This window comes from Snodgrassella communis, assembly GCF_914768045.1.
Taxonomy (GTDB): domain Bacteria; phylum Pseudomonadota; class Gammaproteobacteria; order Burkholderiales; family Neisseriaceae; genus Snodgrassella; species Snodgrassella communis.
On the sequence record NZ_CAJZCD010000004.1, the window covers coordinates 47,056 to 61,548 of the forward strand.

16 protein-coding genes are annotated in these 14,493 nt (G+C 46.9%); 8 read left to right on the forward strand and 8 right to left on the reverse strand.

Annotated features, from left to right (window positions below; translation table 11 throughout):
* Window positions 1–18: 18 nt before the first annotated feature.
* Window positions 19–1,428 carry a siroheme synthase CysG gene (gene cysG / locus MJ761_RS05430; protein WP_093091810.1) on the reverse strand — a complete coding sequence of 470 codons (1,410 nt, stop codon included), beginning with the start codon at window positions 1,426–1,428 and terminating at the stop codon, window positions 19–21.
* 258 nt (window positions 1,429–1,686) lie between these two features.
* Here cysG and MJ761_RS05435 point away from each other — a divergent pair, with 258 nt between their 5' ends.
* The 4 genes from MJ761_RS05435 to MJ761_RS05450 all read left to right on the forward strand — a co-directional run bounded on the left by MJ761_RS05435 (window position 1,687) and on the right by MJ761_RS05450 (window position 5,290).
* Window positions 1,687–2,409 carry a phosphoadenylyl-sulfate reductase gene (locus MJ761_RS05435; protein ID WP_093091812.1) on the forward strand — a complete coding sequence of 241 codons (723 nt, stop codon included), beginning with the start codon at window positions 1,687–1,689 and terminating at the stop codon, window positions 2,407–2,409.
* 62 nt (window positions 2,410–2,471) lie between these two features.
* The gene (cysD, locus tag MJ761_RS05440; RefSeq protein ID WP_093091988.1) at window positions 2,472–3,386 is read left to right on the forward strand and encodes a sulfate adenylyltransferase subunit CysD; all 915 of its coding nucleotides are present in this window, start codon (window positions 2,472–2,474) and stop codon (window positions 3,384–3,386) included.
* Complete coding sequence (locus MJ761_RS05445; RefSeq protein WP_093091814.1) at window positions 3,386–3,979, forward strand: RBBP9/YdeN family alpha/beta hydrolase; 594 nt, start codon at window positions 3,386–3,388, stop codon at window positions 3,977–3,979. Before cysD ends, MJ761_RS05445 begins: the two co-directional genes overlap by 1 nt.
* 15 nt (window positions 3,980–3,994) lie before the next feature.
* Window positions 3,995–5,290 carry a sulfate adenylyltransferase subunit 1 gene (locus tag MJ761_RS05450; RefSeq protein WP_093091816.1) on the forward strand — a complete coding sequence of 432 codons (1,296 nt, stop codon included), beginning with the start codon at window positions 3,995–3,997 and terminating at the stop codon, window positions 5,288–5,290.
* A gap of 510 nt (window positions 5,291–5,800) precedes the next feature.
* Here the strand turns inward: MJ761_RS05450 and MJ761_RS05455 are convergent.
* The 3 genes from MJ761_RS05455 to lptM form a co-directional block, all read right to left on the reverse strand.
* Window positions 5,801–6,238 (reverse strand): GNAT family N-acetyltransferase, encoded by a 438-nt coding sequence (locus MJ761_RS05455; protein ID WP_093091818.1) that lies wholly within the window; start codon window positions 6,236–6,238, stop codon window positions 5,801–5,803.
* Window positions 6,239–6,518: 280 nt separating this feature from the next.
* On the reverse strand, window positions 6,519–7,754 hold the full coding sequence (gene lysA, locus MJ761_RS05460) for a diaminopimelate decarboxylase (protein WP_093091820.1): 1,236 nt from the start codon (window positions 7,752–7,754) through the stop codon (window positions 6,519–6,521).
* Window positions 7,747–7,917, reverse strand: coding sequence for an LPS translocon maturation chaperone LptM (lptM, locus tag MJ761_RS05465; RefSeq protein ID WP_051608227.1), 171 nt, complete (start codon window positions 7,915–7,917; stop codon window positions 7,747–7,749). The genes lysA and lptM overlap by 8 nt, the downstream gene beginning before the upstream one ends.
* A gap of 130 nt (window positions 7,918–8,047) precedes the next feature.
* Between lptM and cyaY the strand changes: the two genes are divergently transcribed.
* Entirely contained in the window at window positions 8,048–8,371 is a 324-nt protein-coding gene (gene cyaY, locus MJ761_RS05470) for an iron donor protein CyaY (protein WP_093091822.1), read from the forward strand.
* A gap of 19 nt (window positions 8,372–8,390) precedes the next feature.
* A complete protein-coding gene (locus tag MJ761_RS05475; RefSeq protein WP_037407401.1) occupies window positions 8,391–9,290 on the forward strand; it encodes a LysR family transcriptional regulator in 900 nt (299 codons plus the stop codon).
* Between the two features lie 306 nt (window positions 9,291–9,596).
* Here the strand turns inward: MJ761_RS05475 and MJ761_RS05480 are convergent, their stop codons facing one another.
* The 4 genes from MJ761_RS05480 to MJ761_RS05495 are packed head-to-tail and all read right to left on the reverse strand — an operon-like array spanning window position 9,597 to window position 12,715.
* Entirely contained in the window at window positions 9,597–10,025 is a 429-nt protein-coding gene (locus MJ761_RS05480) for a hypothetical protein (protein WP_093091824.1), read from the reverse strand.
* Window positions 10,026–10,042: 17 nt separating this feature from the next.
* Window positions 10,043–10,609 carry an NAD(P)H-dependent oxidoreductase gene (locus MJ761_RS05485; RefSeq protein ID WP_065610530.1) on the reverse strand — a complete coding sequence of 189 codons (567 nt, stop codon included), beginning with the start codon at window positions 10,607–10,609 and terminating at the stop codon, window positions 10,043–10,045.
* A 19-nt stretch (window positions 10,610–10,628) separates the two neighbouring features.
* The gene (locus tag MJ761_RS05490) at window positions 10,629–11,546 is read right to left on the reverse strand and encodes a hypothetical protein (protein WP_141683413.1); all 918 of its coding nucleotides are present in this window, start codon (window positions 11,544–11,546) and stop codon (window positions 10,629–10,631) included.
* Complete coding sequence (locus tag MJ761_RS05495) at window positions 11,516–12,715, reverse strand: ATP-grasp domain-containing protein (protein WP_093091828.1); 1,200 nt, start codon at window positions 12,713–12,715, stop codon at window positions 11,516–11,518. Before MJ761_RS05495 ends, MJ761_RS05490 begins: the two co-directional genes overlap by 31 nt.
* A 238-nt stretch (window positions 12,716–12,953) precedes the next feature.
* Between MJ761_RS05495 and thiL the strand changes: the two genes are divergently transcribed.
* Window positions 12,954–13,919 carry a thiamine-phosphate kinase gene (gene thiL / locus MJ761_RS05500; protein ID WP_093091830.1) on the forward strand — a complete coding sequence of 322 codons (966 nt, stop codon included), beginning with the start codon at window positions 12,954–12,956 and terminating at the stop codon, window positions 13,917–13,919.
* On the forward strand, window positions 13,903–14,424 hold the full coding sequence (locus tag MJ761_RS05505) for a phosphatidylglycerophosphatase A family protein (RefSeq protein ID WP_369796844.1): 522 nt from the start codon (window positions 13,903–13,905) through the stop codon (window positions 14,422–14,424). The genes thiL and MJ761_RS05505 overlap by 17 nt, the downstream gene beginning before the upstream one ends.
* The last annotated feature ends 69 nt before the right edge of the window (window positions 14,425–14,493 follow it).

Below are 14,493 nucleotides of genomic sequence, written 5' to 3' on the forward strand. Positions count from 1 at the left end.
GCAGCAAGCAGCTTATGGCTAAGCTGCTGCCGCGCCGGTGACAGAGTTGTCCTGTGGCTGAAACCACGCCAGTTGCTGGCGCAACCGTACCACCTCCCCAATAACCATCAGCGCTGGCGTAGCAGCCTGTTGTGCCAGTGCTGCTAACTGATGCAGTTCACCGGTTAATACATGCTGGCTGACCTGAGTGCCATGCGAAATTATCGCTACCGGCGTACTGCCCGCCCGCCCGTGGGCAATTAACTGCCGGCTGATTTCCGCTGCTTGCAACGTGCCCATATAAATCACCAGTGTTTGCTGTGCACGAGCCAGCGTCTGCCAGCCGTATGTTTGGCTGCCCAATTGCTGGTGACCGGTAACGAACAAAACACGCTGGGCGTAATCGCGGTGCGTGAGCGGAATACCGGCATAGGCGGTAGCCCCCAGACCGGCACTGATGCCGGGAATAATACGAAAAGGAATATTGGCTGCATGCAGGAACGCACATTCTTCACCACCACGGCCAAAGACAAACGGATCACCGCCCTTGAGGCGTACCACACGCTTACCCTGCTGTGCCCACTTTACCAGCAGTTCATTGGTTTGCTGCTGTTGCACCTGATGTTGTCCGCAGCGTTTACCTACACTGATTTTTAAGGCATCGAGACGCACCAGTGCCAACACTTCTGCCGATACCAGTGCATCGTATAACACCACATCCGCAGCCTGCATGGCTTGCAAAGCATGTAAAGTTAGCAGGCCGGCATCGCCTGGGCCGGCACCGACCAGCACCACTTCACCCTGCGGCAGCGGCTGGTGCTGAATTAACTGTTGCTGTAACAGTGCTTCTGCTGCGGCTTCATCACCACTGGCAATGAGCTGGCCAAAGCGGCTATGCTGGAATAGCTGCTCCCAGAAACGCCGGCGCTCACTGAGGCTGCGTAAGGCAGTTTTCACCTGTTTGCGCCAGCGTCCGGCTACCGCAGCCACCCGCCCCAGCGAGAATGGCAGCAACACTTCAATTTGCTGGCGAATCAGGCGCGCCAGTACCGGCGCGTGGCCGCCACTGCTCACCGCTACCTGTATCGGACTGCGGTCAATCAGTGCCGGCACAATAAAGGAACAGCAGGCCGGCTGATCGACACAGTTGCAGAAAGTGGCTGCCGCCTCGGCTGCCTGAAAAATACGCTGATTCAGCGCAGGATCGCTGGTGGCTGCAACCACCAGAAACACACCATTTAATAAATCGGGGCTGAATTCCGTGCTAATGTATTCGGCCTGTTGTGCCGCAAACCACTCTGCAAACTGAGCAGTGGCCTGCTCTGCAACCACCTGTAACTGCGCGCCGGCCTGTATTAACGCACTGGCCTTGCGTTCGGCCACCAGACCGCCGCCTACCAGTAACACCTTGCGCTGGTGTAAATGAGTAAATATCGGGTAGTGATTCATACTGGCTTATCGTTGTATTTAGTCCACCATCTTATAATCACCAGTGCCCGCCTGAAAAAGAAGCAATTTTTCTAACCAAAGCGTTGGCAGTTATATCTGCCATCGCCATGCACAGACTGGGGATTTGGTTATAAAGAAAGAAATTTTTATTCTTTCCTTGCCGTTGCCTGCGCTTGCTACTATCCGTGTGATTCAGACAGTAATCTGCTTAAGCAGTTGCTGTGATTAACAAATTATAGATTCAGGATAGTCATAACCATGTTGCGCCCCCGCCTGTGGACACCACCGCATGATGCGGCCGCCGCCAAACGCCTGCCGGCCTTAACCGCCCAGTTGCAGACACGTTTACAGCAGATTGTACGGCAGCATCAGCATATTAAATTTGCCTCCAGTCTGGCGGTTGAAGACATGGTGATTACCGATGTCATTGTGCGCGCGCAGCTACCAATTGAAGTATTTACCCTCAATACCGGCGCACTCAATAACGAAACACAGAAGCTGCTGCGTGCCGCCTATGAGCATTGGGGTATCCGCATTACCGAATACCGGCCGGATGAAGAAGCCGTTGATGCCTATGTGGCTGCTCATGGCAAACAGGCTTTTTATGACAGCGTTGCCTTGCGACGTGAATGTTGCCATATCCGCAAAATCGAACCGCTTGGGCGCGCCCTGAGCAAGGCCGATGCGTGGATAACCGGACAGCGGCGGGAGCAATCGACAACGCGTACAGCGTTAGCACTGGCGGAACAGGATAAAGCGCATGGCATCGCTAAATACAATCCTCTGGCCGACTGGCTGGAAACCGAAGTATGGGCATATGCCCGAATGCAGCAGTTGCCGGTAAATGAGCTGTACCAGCAAGGCTATCCAAGCATTGGCTGTGAGCACTGCACCCGTCCCGTAAAAGCCGGTGAAGACATTCGTGCCGGACGCTGGTGGTGGGAAAGTCAGGATAGTAAAGAATGTGGTTTGCATAAATAGGCAGCAATCAACCCAGCGTTGCAGGCATGGCCGACATGCTTGGCAGCCATAACGGAAACATCATGAGTATTCAAGACAAACATCTGGACTGGCTGGAAGCCGAATCGATTTACATCATCCGCGAAGTAGTGGCCGAAGCGCGTAATCCGGCGTTGCTGTTTTCCGGCGGCAAAGATTCAGTAGTACTGCTGGCACTGGCCGTCAAAGCATTTCAGATTCCCGGACACAGCCTGCAATTACCGCTGACACTGGTACATATAGATACCGGACACAACTACCCAGAAGTCATCGCTTTTCGCGATGCCACCGTACAACAGTTGGGCGCGCGGCTGATTGTTGGCAGCGTAGAAGATTCTATCCGCCGCGGCAGTGTAACCTTGCGCCGCGCTACCGATTCACGCAATGCCGCACAGGCCATCACCCTGCTGGAAACCATCGAAGCCAATGGCTTTGATGCATTAATGGGTGGTGCGCGGCGGGATGAAGAAAAAGCCCGTGCCAAAGAACGGATTTTCTCTTTTCGGGATGAATTTGGGCAGTGGGATCCGAAAAACCAGCGGCCGGAATTATGGGATTTATACAATACCCGCCTGCATCCGGGTGAAAACATGCGCGTATTCCCGATTTCCAACTGGACAGAACTGGATATCTGGCAATACATTGCGCGCGAACAGCTTGCCTTGCCACCGATTTACTATGCGCACCAGCGGGAAGTAGTAGAACGCGGCAATATGCTGGTGCCGGTAACCGAACTGACACCGAAAAAAGAAAACGAAGTGAGCGCAATCCGCAGCGTACGCTTCCGTACCGTGGGCGATATTTCCTGCACCTGCCCCGTAGCCAGCGTAGCGGCCACCGCCGCAGAAATCATAGCCGAAACCGCACAAACCACCATCTCCGAGCGCAATGCCACTCGTATGGATGATCAGGTGTCGGAAGCAGCAATGGAAGAACGCAAGAAAGCAGGTTATTTCTGATGGCCAATACATCAACCACAGCAGCACCGCAGGTATTTATCGTGCACGGCTTTCAGAGTAGCCCGCATGATAACTGGTTTGATTGGCTGGCCACACAGGCACGTGCTGCCGGTGCCACCGTAATCCAGCCGGCCATGCCCGAACCAGACTGTCCACAGGCCACAGTCTGGCAGCAGACACTGGATGAGATTATCGGCCAGCCTCAGGCAAACACCTTTCTGATTGGCCACAGCCTCGGCGTCATCACCTTACTGCACTTTCTCAGCCGGCACCGGCCGGCGAGGGTGGGCGGGCTGATACTGGCAGCCGGCTTTACCACTCAGCTGCCTGAATTGAAGATACTGGATGACTATATCCATGCCAGCCAGCCCGATTTCACCGTTTTGCAGCAAATCAGTATGCCGGTACACAGCATAATTTCCACCAATGACCCCTATGTTCCCGAAGCAGCCAGCAGCACGATTGCCCATGCATTGCATAGCAGTATCGATTATGTGCCGTCTGGTGGCCACCTAATGGCCGAAGATGGTTTCAGTGAATTAGCGCCCGCCTGGCAGAGCCTGCAACAGATGCTGGCGAAACAGCAACCTTAAAAAAGTGAGACACCGATGAGCACCGATTCCGTATTGCGTTTTATTACTGCCGGCAGCGTAGATGATGGCAAATCTACCCTGATAGGCCGCCTGCTATTTGACAGCCAGTCCTTACTGGCCGATCAAGTGGCTGCGCTGTATCACGGCAAACATAAACGTACCGCCGATGGCGTGCCTGATTTTGCTCAGCTTACCGACGGTCTCGCGGCCGAGCGTGAACAGGGTATTACCATTGACGTAGCCTACCGTTATTTTGCCACTCCGGCACGCAAATTCATCATTGCCGACACCCCCGGGCATGAACAATACACCCGCAATATGGTGACTGGAGCCTCAACCGCCGATGCCGCCATTATCCTGATAGATGCTACCCGGCTCGATTACAGCGAACACACACCGGCTTTATTACCGCAAACCCGGCGTCACAGTGCCATTCTCAAACTGCTTGGGACAGCACACATCATCGTGGCTGTAAACAAACTGGATTTACTTGACTACAGTGAAGAAAAATTCAACGCCATCAAACGTGCCTATAATAAACTGGCTAGCGCACTGGATTTGCACAATATTAACTACGTACCCATCTCCGCCCTCAATGGAGACAACATCGTAACCGCCAGCGCGTATATGCCGTGGTATCAGGGACAGCCATTATTGCGGTTGCTGGAAAGTCTGCCTGTTGCTAACCGTAACAGCCAGCTTTTGAGCACACCGGCACTATTTCCAGTACAGCGGGTTGCGCGGCTGGATGGCAGCAGTGCTGATGATTTTCGTGGTTATCAGGGGCGGCTGGAACAGGGCAGCCTGTGTGTAGGAGACAGTGTACGCATCGAACCGGCTGGCCAGATCAGCACCATTACCGCCATTTATACGCCGGCCGGTCAGGTTGAACAGGCACAGGCAGGTACCGTACTAACCATAGTACTGGCTGATGATATAGACATATCACGCGGCGACAGCATCGTTGCCGCAGACAGCACATTGCAGCCTGCCAGAAATATCAGCGCCTCTGTGTGCTGGTTTGACAGCAAACCATTGAATGCCACCCGACGCTACTGGCTCAAACATACTACACAAACTGTTTATACCAGAATCAGACAGGTTGATTATCTGCTGGACGTACAGAGCCTGAATCACCGCCAAGACAGTGACAGCCTGCAACTGAATGATATCGGCCGGATACAGCTCAGCGTGCAGAAACCGATCGTAGCGACTACCTACCAAGCCAATCCGGCTACCGGTGCCTTTATTCTGATTGACGAAGCCACTAATCACACAGTTGCTGCCGGCATGATTACCTCACTGGCTTAAAACCGTACTTAACTACAATGTCTGTGGCCGGAAAAATCAGGCTGGCAGCGTGCTGTGATTCATGATTAACTACCGTGGCATCTGTGTATACCTTTAGTTAGGTATTAATTAACAATATATTGGCATAGCCACGCCTATTCAAACAACAAAATTAAGGCGTGGTGGTTTGTTAAATTCTGCGGGAGGACAACCTAAGAATGAATGTAACTGTTCATGATTCAATCCATAAACATCAGTAGCAAAGATTGAGGATAATTATTATCCAGTCATGGTTTTTCTTCAGCAGCAAACTCAGTTCTATTGACTTTAAATATTGCCATCGCCGTATCATCCTGCCAGCTTTTGTTGCATAGACTACGACGACGATCTTTTTTGCTACTGTACTATTCTGCGGTTTAGTGGCAGATTGAATATAAAATTATATTTTATGGTAGAAGAAATAATTAGCCAGCTACTTTTATTTGTCGGCGATATTTCACACGTTGCCTAGCCCTAAGAATGATTTCAATATTACTGTTTTTCTTTGCGCATCCGAACGTGTGGAATATCATCTTCCAGATAGACATCAGAAACAGGAACAAATCCATATGCAGCATAGAAGTCAGTTAAATGAGCCTGCGCACTGATGACAATCGGTTTATCTGGCATCTGTGTCTTAATCACAGCCAGCGTTTTTTCTAATAATTGATTACCTAACTTCCTGCCACGATGGCTTGGACGGATAATAACCCTGCCAAACGTAACAGTAGAACCCTGATCAATGATTCGTGTATACCCAATGATTGTTTGTCCTTCTTGCATCCATGTATGCACAGCTTGCTCATCATAAGTATCAATTTCTTGATAAGGACAAGTTTGTTCTACTACAAAAACAGCAATACGTAATTTGGCAATTTCATAAAATTCTTTAGTCGATAATTCAGAGAATGTTTTAATGTAATAGTCCATATACAAAGTCCTTTTTATTACTGAAGTATATCTATATATTCAGTACTGCCTAAATAACCAAGTATTCAGTCTCATACAGCAGCGGTAATGACAGCCTATCCACCCAAAGAATGCTTAATTGCTGATATTTTATGTATATCAATATAATTTGATAAATCCGGATCACTGCTTATTACACTAATAGTACTTCTCTTAAATCTATTTAAAAACAATATTTATGGCTGCATGGGTACATAAAAAAGGTAAAAGTAATAGGTTAAGCAAAGGTACAATTGACTCATTAAACTGATTTCAGGCAGCTTTGTTCGTTGGCCAGTAATTCAGACAGCGTTTCGCGCCGGCGAATAAGGTAGTGGTCAGTACCATTAACCAATACTTCTGCTGCACGACAGCGGGTATTGTAGTTGCTGGCCATACTTGAGGCATAGGCACCAGCGCTTTGAACCAGTAATAAATCGCCTTCTTTTGCGGCAATAGTACGGTCTTTGGCCAGAAAATCGCCTGTTTCACAGATTGGCCCCACCACATCGGCGACAAATTCATCTGTTGTTGCCGTGCTGACATTAAGTATTTTGTGATAGGCCTGATACAGAGAAGGGCGCATCAGATCATTCATGGCTGTATCAACGATCACAAAATTCTTTTCTTCCCCCTGTTTGATGTATTCAACCGTGGTGAGCAAACCGCCGGCATTACCAATCAGGCTGCGCCCCGGTTCCAGCATTAACTGCAAATTGCGTCCGGATAGCAATCTGTCCACTGCGGCTGCGTATGCGGCTAAATCCGGTACGTCCTCATTCTGATAAACAATGCCTACACCACCGCCTAAATCAATATGCTCTAATTCGATATTCAGCTCAGCCAGTTTATCTACCAGCAGCAACATGCGTTCCAGTGCTTCTATCAACGGGGATAAATCGGTTAACTGTGAACCGATATGACAATCAATTCCGGTAACTTTTAAATGAGGCAGTGTAGTGGCTAATTGATAGGCTGCTATGGCATCCTGATAGGCAATACCAAATTTATTGGCTTTCAGTCCGGTGGAAATATACGGATGAGTATGAGCGTTAACGTCTGGGTTGATACGTAAGGAGATTGGGGCAATTTTGCCAAGACGGGCAGCAATTGTGTTGATGCGTGCCAATTCAGCCAGTGATTCAACATTAAAACAGCGAATGTTGTTATGCAAAGCAAATTCAATTTCAGCACTGCTTTTACCTACGCCTGAAAAAATGGTTTTGCCCGTATCGCCGCCAGCCAGTATTACCCGTTCTAGCTCACCGCCGGAAACAATATCAAAACCACAGCCCAGCCGGGCAAAGTGGCGCAGAATGGATAAATTGCCGTTAGCCTTGACTGCATAACATATCAGCGGATGTAAAGAGGCAAAAGCTTGCTGGTACTGGTTAAGGGCAGCAGTCATTGCTTGCTGGCTGTAAATGTAGAGTGGTGTGCCATATTCAGCGGCTAGGGCACAATAGGGTATTTGTTCACATTTCAGGGAATCAGTCATGTCTGGGCAGATTTTTCTGGTCAATAGGGTCGATGGTCAGGCCGGTTTGTACTACGCCATATTTGGTTTTATCGCCTTCCTTGGGTAAATACAAGTCACCTTTATAACCACAGGCAGACAGGAGGCTGGTGGCAAGTATGCTTAATAATAAAAAACGATGCATTAATCCGGCTCTCTATGGTTGAATAGCAGGTGTAGTAAAACTGCCATTGCGGATAAAACTAGGATTCAGACATATTATATGGCAAGATAACAGTTTGAATGTAATAAAATGTAGAATTACGGTAAGCAAAATGACCGAAAGTGAATTTTTACAGTATAGCGATGATCTGTTTGGACACATTGAAGAGAGTATTGATGCCGGTGGCTGGAGTCTGGACTGTGAGACCAGTGGTAATGTACTCACGATAGAAGCGGATAGTGGGGCGCAGACCATTGTTAACCGCCATGCTGCCACTCAGGAATTATGGATAGCAGCGAAAAGTGGTGGCTATCATTTTGCCTGTCAGCAAGGACAGTGGCTTTCCGCACGGGATGGCAGTGAATTTTTTGCGATATTGAGTCAGGTTTTATCTGCTGCCTGTGGTGACGAGGTGCATATTCCAGTATTAAATTAATTTCTGCTAAGGGGTGCTTATGTTACACACTTTGATTAAACATGATTTAAAGGCATTACAGGCTTTTGTGGCTATTGTGGAATGTCAGGGTGTGACCGCAGCACAAAAGCGGCTGAATATGTCGCAATCGGCGATTAGCACGCATCTGGCTCATCTTGAGGAAAGTCTGGGTGTGATCCTGTGCCGGCGGGGTCGTTCCGGTTTTGCTTTAACTAAAGCAGGGCATCAGTTATACGAAGCCTGTACCTTATTATTACAGGCAACTAATGAATTTCACCGTGAGGTGCAGAATATTAAATGGCATCGTTCGGTATTGTCTGGCACGTTGCGCATCGGGCTGGTTGAGCATCTGTCGGCGGATTTCCAGCGTGTTTTCAATCAGGTTATTGCCAGTGCCTATCAGCATTATCCCGAATTACGGTTATCGATAGATATCTGCGCTCCGCAGGATATTGAAATTGCCATAGCCAATAATCAGATGGATCTTGGCATTGGTTATTATTACAGTCTGCTGAAAAATTTACAGTATCAGCTGGTATTTGAAGAACGTGAGTATATCTATTGCCACGCTTCACATCCGGCAGCTAAGATCAAAGATTTAACGCTGAATTTATTGACTGAAGAATATCAGTGGGTAAAGCGCACTTACGCCCGCCAGCAAGAGGGAAATAGTTTGCTGAGCGGTAATACAACCGCAGCGGCTCATAAACAGCAGGCTACACTGTTGTTTATTCTTGCAGGTAGTCATCTTGGTCTTTTATCGGAAGAAGTTGCTGAACCTTATGTGCGCAGCGGTGTACTGGTACCTCTGCTAACCCAGCAGGCAGCCAATATCGTGAACTACTTTGCGCTAACCCGTCCGACTCCAGATCCGCGGGTAAACTGGTTTCTTGGTGAACTCAGTGGTCTATTGCCTTAACGCCTCATACCAGAATAAAGAATTAATTAATTTTCTGGCTGCTTGCACCAATAGTGACTATTTTCAGACAATTCTTAGTCATTTTTTTCTGGATATTTTGAGCAAAAATTTCAACACATCTTATTTCTCACAGCTAAGTGCTCTTTTCCATTAATAATTTTATTGTGTCTTGCTCAAGAATCTGCGATTTTTTCCTTTACAGGCATCATGGATTACTGATGGTTATGGTGCTGCCCAGCAGGTATTTCAAATATATAAATAACTGAAAAAATAATATTTTAATGTAAGTATTGCTGTTAAGTTCAGCTATAACTGATTTTTGGCAGCATAAGGCGTAATAAAGGTATCAATGGTTTTAGCCAGTAGTTTAAATATTGCCTGACGGTAGGCCGGTAAGTGTTGCATCCACACAGCTGCATACTCTACATGCGATTGTGCCCCCCGTAATGCTTTGAAATTTCCTGCACCGCCACTACAGTGTACGCTGCCCTGATGCCGTTCCGCTTCTAAAGAAACTTTTAACATCAGACGACGATACAATCCTTCTTTGCGCGGACGACTGAGATCATATCCAAATAGTGGCGTGCTAAACAGATTATCCCGCCGAACAATGCCGACAAAGGCACTTAACGGTGGTTTGGCGGTAGAATATTCTGTAACCGGATAACCGGCAAAATTATCTGATTGTTGAATCAGAGCTGACTTCTGTACACTTTTTGGGCGATGATCAATCACGGATTTAAGAAAACAAATTAAAATTTGAGATTTTTTAAAAATAGTTGTCTCTTCTCTTGAGAAACATTTTTAATTTTTCCCATATTTTTCCAAGTCACATTCTTAATTCCTAATTGTTTCAAAGTTGAATTAATAAAAACAGATTTAATGCTATTCCCTGCAAAGAAACGGATAAACCATGTAGGGGCCTCAGAAGTAGTTAAAACTGTAGTTGAGTTAATATGATTAATATTACCCTTTATGCCCGTTGGAGTATCAATGTAAGAAAAGTTTTTTTTAAATACTTTATCAATAAAACCTTTTAAGATAGCTGGTAAATCATACCACCAAATAGGAAATATAAAAACGATATCAGATGCATCCGTTATCATTTTTTGATATTTTTCTACTAAAGGATCTGTTGTTTGTCCGGTACTATATAACCTTAATTCTTCGGAAGTGTATATTGGATTAAAGCCGTCTTTATATAAATCAATAATATCGAAATCTTTTCCACTTTCTTTCAAAAGAGATACAATTCTTTCCAAAATAGCATGATTATAGCTCTTTTCATATGGATGAGAATAAATTATTAATGTTTTCATTGTAAAATCTCATTGTTTTTTAAAAATAAATTTGATCCTCGCCAAAAAAGTGAACAAAAGTCGCCTCTATGATATAAACAAAATTTACGGAGCGCAACCCGTAAAACTTGATAAAACCGGTGGCTACTGCTGTTTTAAAAAAAGACAGGCTATAGTCAGGATTGAATTCGGGGAATTTACCACGGTATATCTGATTGTATAAAAACAGGCTTCTTGCAAAATCTTCGTCGCTGAAATCTTCACCCGCCACCCATTCTGTTTGCGCAGCATATTTTCTTGCAAGACTTAAATCTCTTTTAATGTGCGATCGCTGGCGCCATGAGTGGTCGCGGATGTTGTCGGCAATCCATATTTGTCGGGTCGGAACCATCAGAAAGCCACTGTGCCTGAGCTGGTCAATCATTGCGGTATGCAGGGCAGGAGTGAGTGAGCGGATAATGATCGGCAAATGATTCTGTCCCTGTTCTGCTGCCTGTCTTTCCAGTACTTTTACAGCGTTGATGATACCCTGTGCCGAACGCTGAGCGGGATAAAGTGTGGTTGGTAAATACCAGTTTTCCAGAAAAATCCCACTGCCCAGACCACAGCTCTGTAATAAAAATTGAGCCGTATAGGATAAGCTGGTAAACAGCACGCGCAGCAATTTAGTGGTTTCAATTAAACTGAGTTCTGCACGCGATGAAGGGCCATAACTATTCAGCAGGCTGCATATCCAGCTGGTTTGAGCATTATTGCCGGTATTCCAGATAACAGGAATTTCTTCCCCGTCTATAGCGATGCTGGTTACCTTAAATGGTGCATTGTTGACAAAAGTGTCGCCCAGAAGACATAGTTGTCGGGTAAACTCCTGACAGGGAGTAGCTGTATCTGCTGTGTATGGATTTATTAGCATGAATTTAGTGAGTATCAGTAAAATGTAAGCGGGGCTCCATCCCATTCAATATCTACAGTAGTTGCAGCCAGAAAATCAATATGTAATGACATCGCGCGAAACACGATTTCTGCTGTAGGTATAAGCTGGATTAAATACGGCAGCATATCCTGTCTTTGCCACACAGCATCGCGTGCCCGATGGTAATCATGCCAGAAAGTCTTTTGGGTAAAAAACCGCCACGTCTGCGGAGTGAACAGCATAACCAGATTATGCATAGCCGGTTGCAGAAGATCCATCTCAAGTTGAGTTGCCGGTAAGCCTGCATCTGCTTGCACGACTGCATGAGCAATAGCTGTTTGTGCTGTTTGTGACAATTGTTCCAGAAAGTGAATCCCACTGGTGGCGCGTGGGTTGCATTCAAGCACATATATTCTGCCCGCTGAGTCTTCGATAAAATCAAATCCTACCTGACCATGATAGTGAGTCTGTGCAGCAAAATGTTCAACAAACTGGCGGATTTTTATTTGCTGTACCGGGGCAAAATAAATGCCGGCACCTTGGCCGACACGGTATTTCGGATGGTAGCAGCTATGGGCAACAAGCTGTCCATGCCGGATAATGCTGTAACTGCAATATTCCTGTCCGTCTATATATTGCTGAGCTACCCAAGGTTGTTGAGGATTGGCCTGAAGTTGACTGTATTCAATTGTCTTGGGACAAAGCACAGTACGGGTAGCAAAGCGCGAATAGGCAGGTTTAAACCCCCACTGCTTATCAGCCGAAAACTTTTGCTGTTTAAATGCTGTAAACTCAGCCTGATTAGTCAGCAAAATCGTTTCAGGAGCAGTAACCGGCCAGTTTTGCGTCAGCTGGGCAAAAAAGCCTTTGTGATGCAGCTGTGTTAATAACGACATAGCACTGGTAAAGAGCTGGCAGGGGTGAGCCTGCTGAATAAGTGCATCAGCAGAAGTCAGATAAAATACTTCTTCGCAATTAGGAATGACAGTATCAATTTTCTCACGTAGCAGCAATTGTATCAGTTGTTCCAGCCACTGTTTGCTCTGTTGTTTTGGTGGCGGCAGACGGGTATAAGTACATGTATATTTGCTAAAACGGCCTAATGGATAGCCCAAGCTTTCAGCTATATGTACCCGATAGCCTGCCTTGGCCATCATGCGTGCCCATGTCAGACCGGCAGGTGATCTGGCTCCCAGAATAAGAACGTTGTGCATAGCTAAGTATAACGCTTTAAAAAGAAAATATCTGAATAGATGAGTATTGAGTTATTCTAGCTTTTTTCCTCTTTTCAGTCATAATTGGTGTACTTGTTTCGTGCAGTTTATCAAGTAATGAGTTGCATTTTCGGGTGTCTGAACATTGATCTGAATTTCCTGCCCGGGCTTTTCTGGCAAGATGAGCACAGAGCCATTAAAATCAGATATTGGCTTCTGAAAATAAATTGGATCTGTAGTGACAGAATTTGATTTCATCCGCTTGTATCTACAGCGTCAGCAACAAGATAGCGAACTGGTATTAGGCATTGGTGATGATGCGGCTATCATACGACCTCGCAGTGGCTATGATTTACACTTCAGCACCGATATGCTGGTAGGCGGCACACATTTCTTTCCGGATGTTGCACCCGCAGATCTGGCGCATAAAGTACTGGCAGTCAATCTGTCGGATATGGCTGCTATGGGAGCCAGACCGCGCTGGGCTTTACTCAGTGTGGCCTTGCCTGAGCTAAATAAAGATTGGTTAACTGCATTTTGTGATGCCTTGTTTACACTGGCCGCACGTTTTGGTGTCACGCTGATAGGTGGCGATACCACCAAGGGCAACTGGGTTTTCAATGTTAATATTATTGGCGAAACCCCATATCAGCAGGCATTACGGCGCGATGCCGCACAGGCTGGTGATGATGTCTGGGTATCTGGTTTGCTTGGACTGGCTGCGGCTGCTCTGGATAGGCACTGGAATAAGGTCACCTTACCGGCAACAGTTTTTGCTCAGTGCGAAGAGAGACGATTGCGTCCGGAACCACGGGTAGCCTTGGGACAGGAGCTATTGTCTCTGGCTCATGCAGCACAGGATATATCCGATGGTCTGGCGCAAGATATCGGTCATATTCTTAAAGCCAGTAAAGTCGGTGCCGAAATTAATGCAGATTTAATTCCTACACTGACAGCATTAGCGCAGCAGCCGGGTCTCACTCCTGCTCAGCTCAGACATTGGCTGTTAGCCGGTGGTGACGATTATGAGCTGGTGTTTACTGCCGCACCAGCACAACGTGAGGCAATCATAGCTGCCGCCGAAAGAACCCACACCCCCGTAACCCGTATTGGCGTCATTACCACAGGTACTCAATTGCATTTACATGATCATGCAGGTAACGTGATACAACTACAACAACAAGGATTTGATCATTTTGGCTAAACCCGAAACAACCACAACACCAGTTACACCAACATGGCGTTGGCTATGTAAGCACCCTGTCTGCTGGCTGGGCTTTGGCTTTGGTACCGGGCTGGCGTCGAAAGCCCCCGGTACATTCGGCACACTGCCGGCTATTCCACTGGCGGCTTGCTGGCTGCTGCTGGATTTACCTTTCTGGTACAGCATTGTATTGGCTGTATTGCTGTTTCTAGTAGGTATCTTTATTTGTGACTACACTGAAAAAGCATTAGGCCGGCAAGATTATGGAGGCATTGTCTGGGACGAAATTGCTGCCATGATGCTGATTTTATTCTGTATACCATCAGGCTGGATATGGTGGCTGGCTGCCTTCGCGGTTTTTCGGTTTTTTGACGCAGTGAAACCGTGGCCTATCCGCTGGTTTGACGCACGCGTCCACGGCGGTTTTGGTATTATGCTGGATGATCTGCTTGCAGCTGTGCTCAGCCTGCTGGTGTTATCGCTGGCTGGCTATCTGATTGTTTAATAGGCAGGAGCATTGAAAACAGCTTAAATAACTAAATGTTTAACCAGTAAGCAGTTAAAATAATGAGCG

Bases quoted from the DNA above. Each gene is read 5' to 3' on its own strand.
- MJ761_RS05455 (WP_093091818.1), bottom strand. From the start codon at position 6,238: ATGGACTATTACATTAAAACATTCTCTGAATTATCGACTAAAGAATTT.
- lptM (WP_051608227.1), bottom strand. From the start codon at position 7,917: ATGCATCGTTTTTTATTATTAAGCATACTTGCCACCAGCCTCCTGTCT.
- MJ761_RS05450 (WP_093091816.1), top strand. From the start codon at position 3,995: ATGAGCACCGATTCCGTATTGCGTTTTATTACTGCCGGCAGCGTAGAT.
- cysG (WP_093091810.1), bottom strand. From the start codon at position 1,428: ATGAATCACTACCCGATATTTACTCATTTACACCAGCGCAAGGTGTTA.
- MJ761_RS05495 (WP_093091828.1), bottom strand. From the start codon at position 12,715: ATGCACAACGTTCTTATTCTGGGAGCCAGATCACCTGCCGGTCTGACA.
- MJ761_RS05445 (WP_093091814.1), top strand. From the start codon at position 3,386: ATGGCCAATACATCAACCACAGCAGCACCGCAGGTATTTATCGTGCAC.
- MJ761_RS05485 (WP_065610530.1), bottom strand. From the start codon at position 10,609: ATGAAAACATTAATAATTTATTCTCATCCATATGAAAAGAGCTATAAT.
- cyaY (WP_093091822.1), top strand. From the start codon at position 8,048: ATGACCGAAAGTGAATTTTTACAGTATAGCGATGATCTGTTTGGACAC.
- MJ761_RS05475 (WP_037407401.1), top strand. From the start codon at position 8,391: ATGTTACACACTTTGATTAAACATGATTTAAAGGCATTACAGGCTTTT.
- MJ761_RS05435 (WP_093091812.1), top strand. From the start codon at position 1,687: ATGTTGCGCCCCCGCCTGTGGACACCACCGCATGATGCGGCCGCCGCC.
- cysD (WP_093091988.1), top strand. From the start codon at position 2,472: ATGAGTATTCAAGACAAACATCTGGACTGGCTGGAAGCCGAATCGATT.
- MJ761_RS05490 (WP_141683413.1), bottom strand. From the start codon at position 11,546: ATGGGATGGAGCCCCGCTTACATTTTACTGATACTCACTAAATTCATG.
- lysA (WP_093091820.1), bottom strand. From the start codon at position 7,754: ATGACTGATTCCCTGAAATGTGAACAAATACCCTATTGTGCCCTAGCC.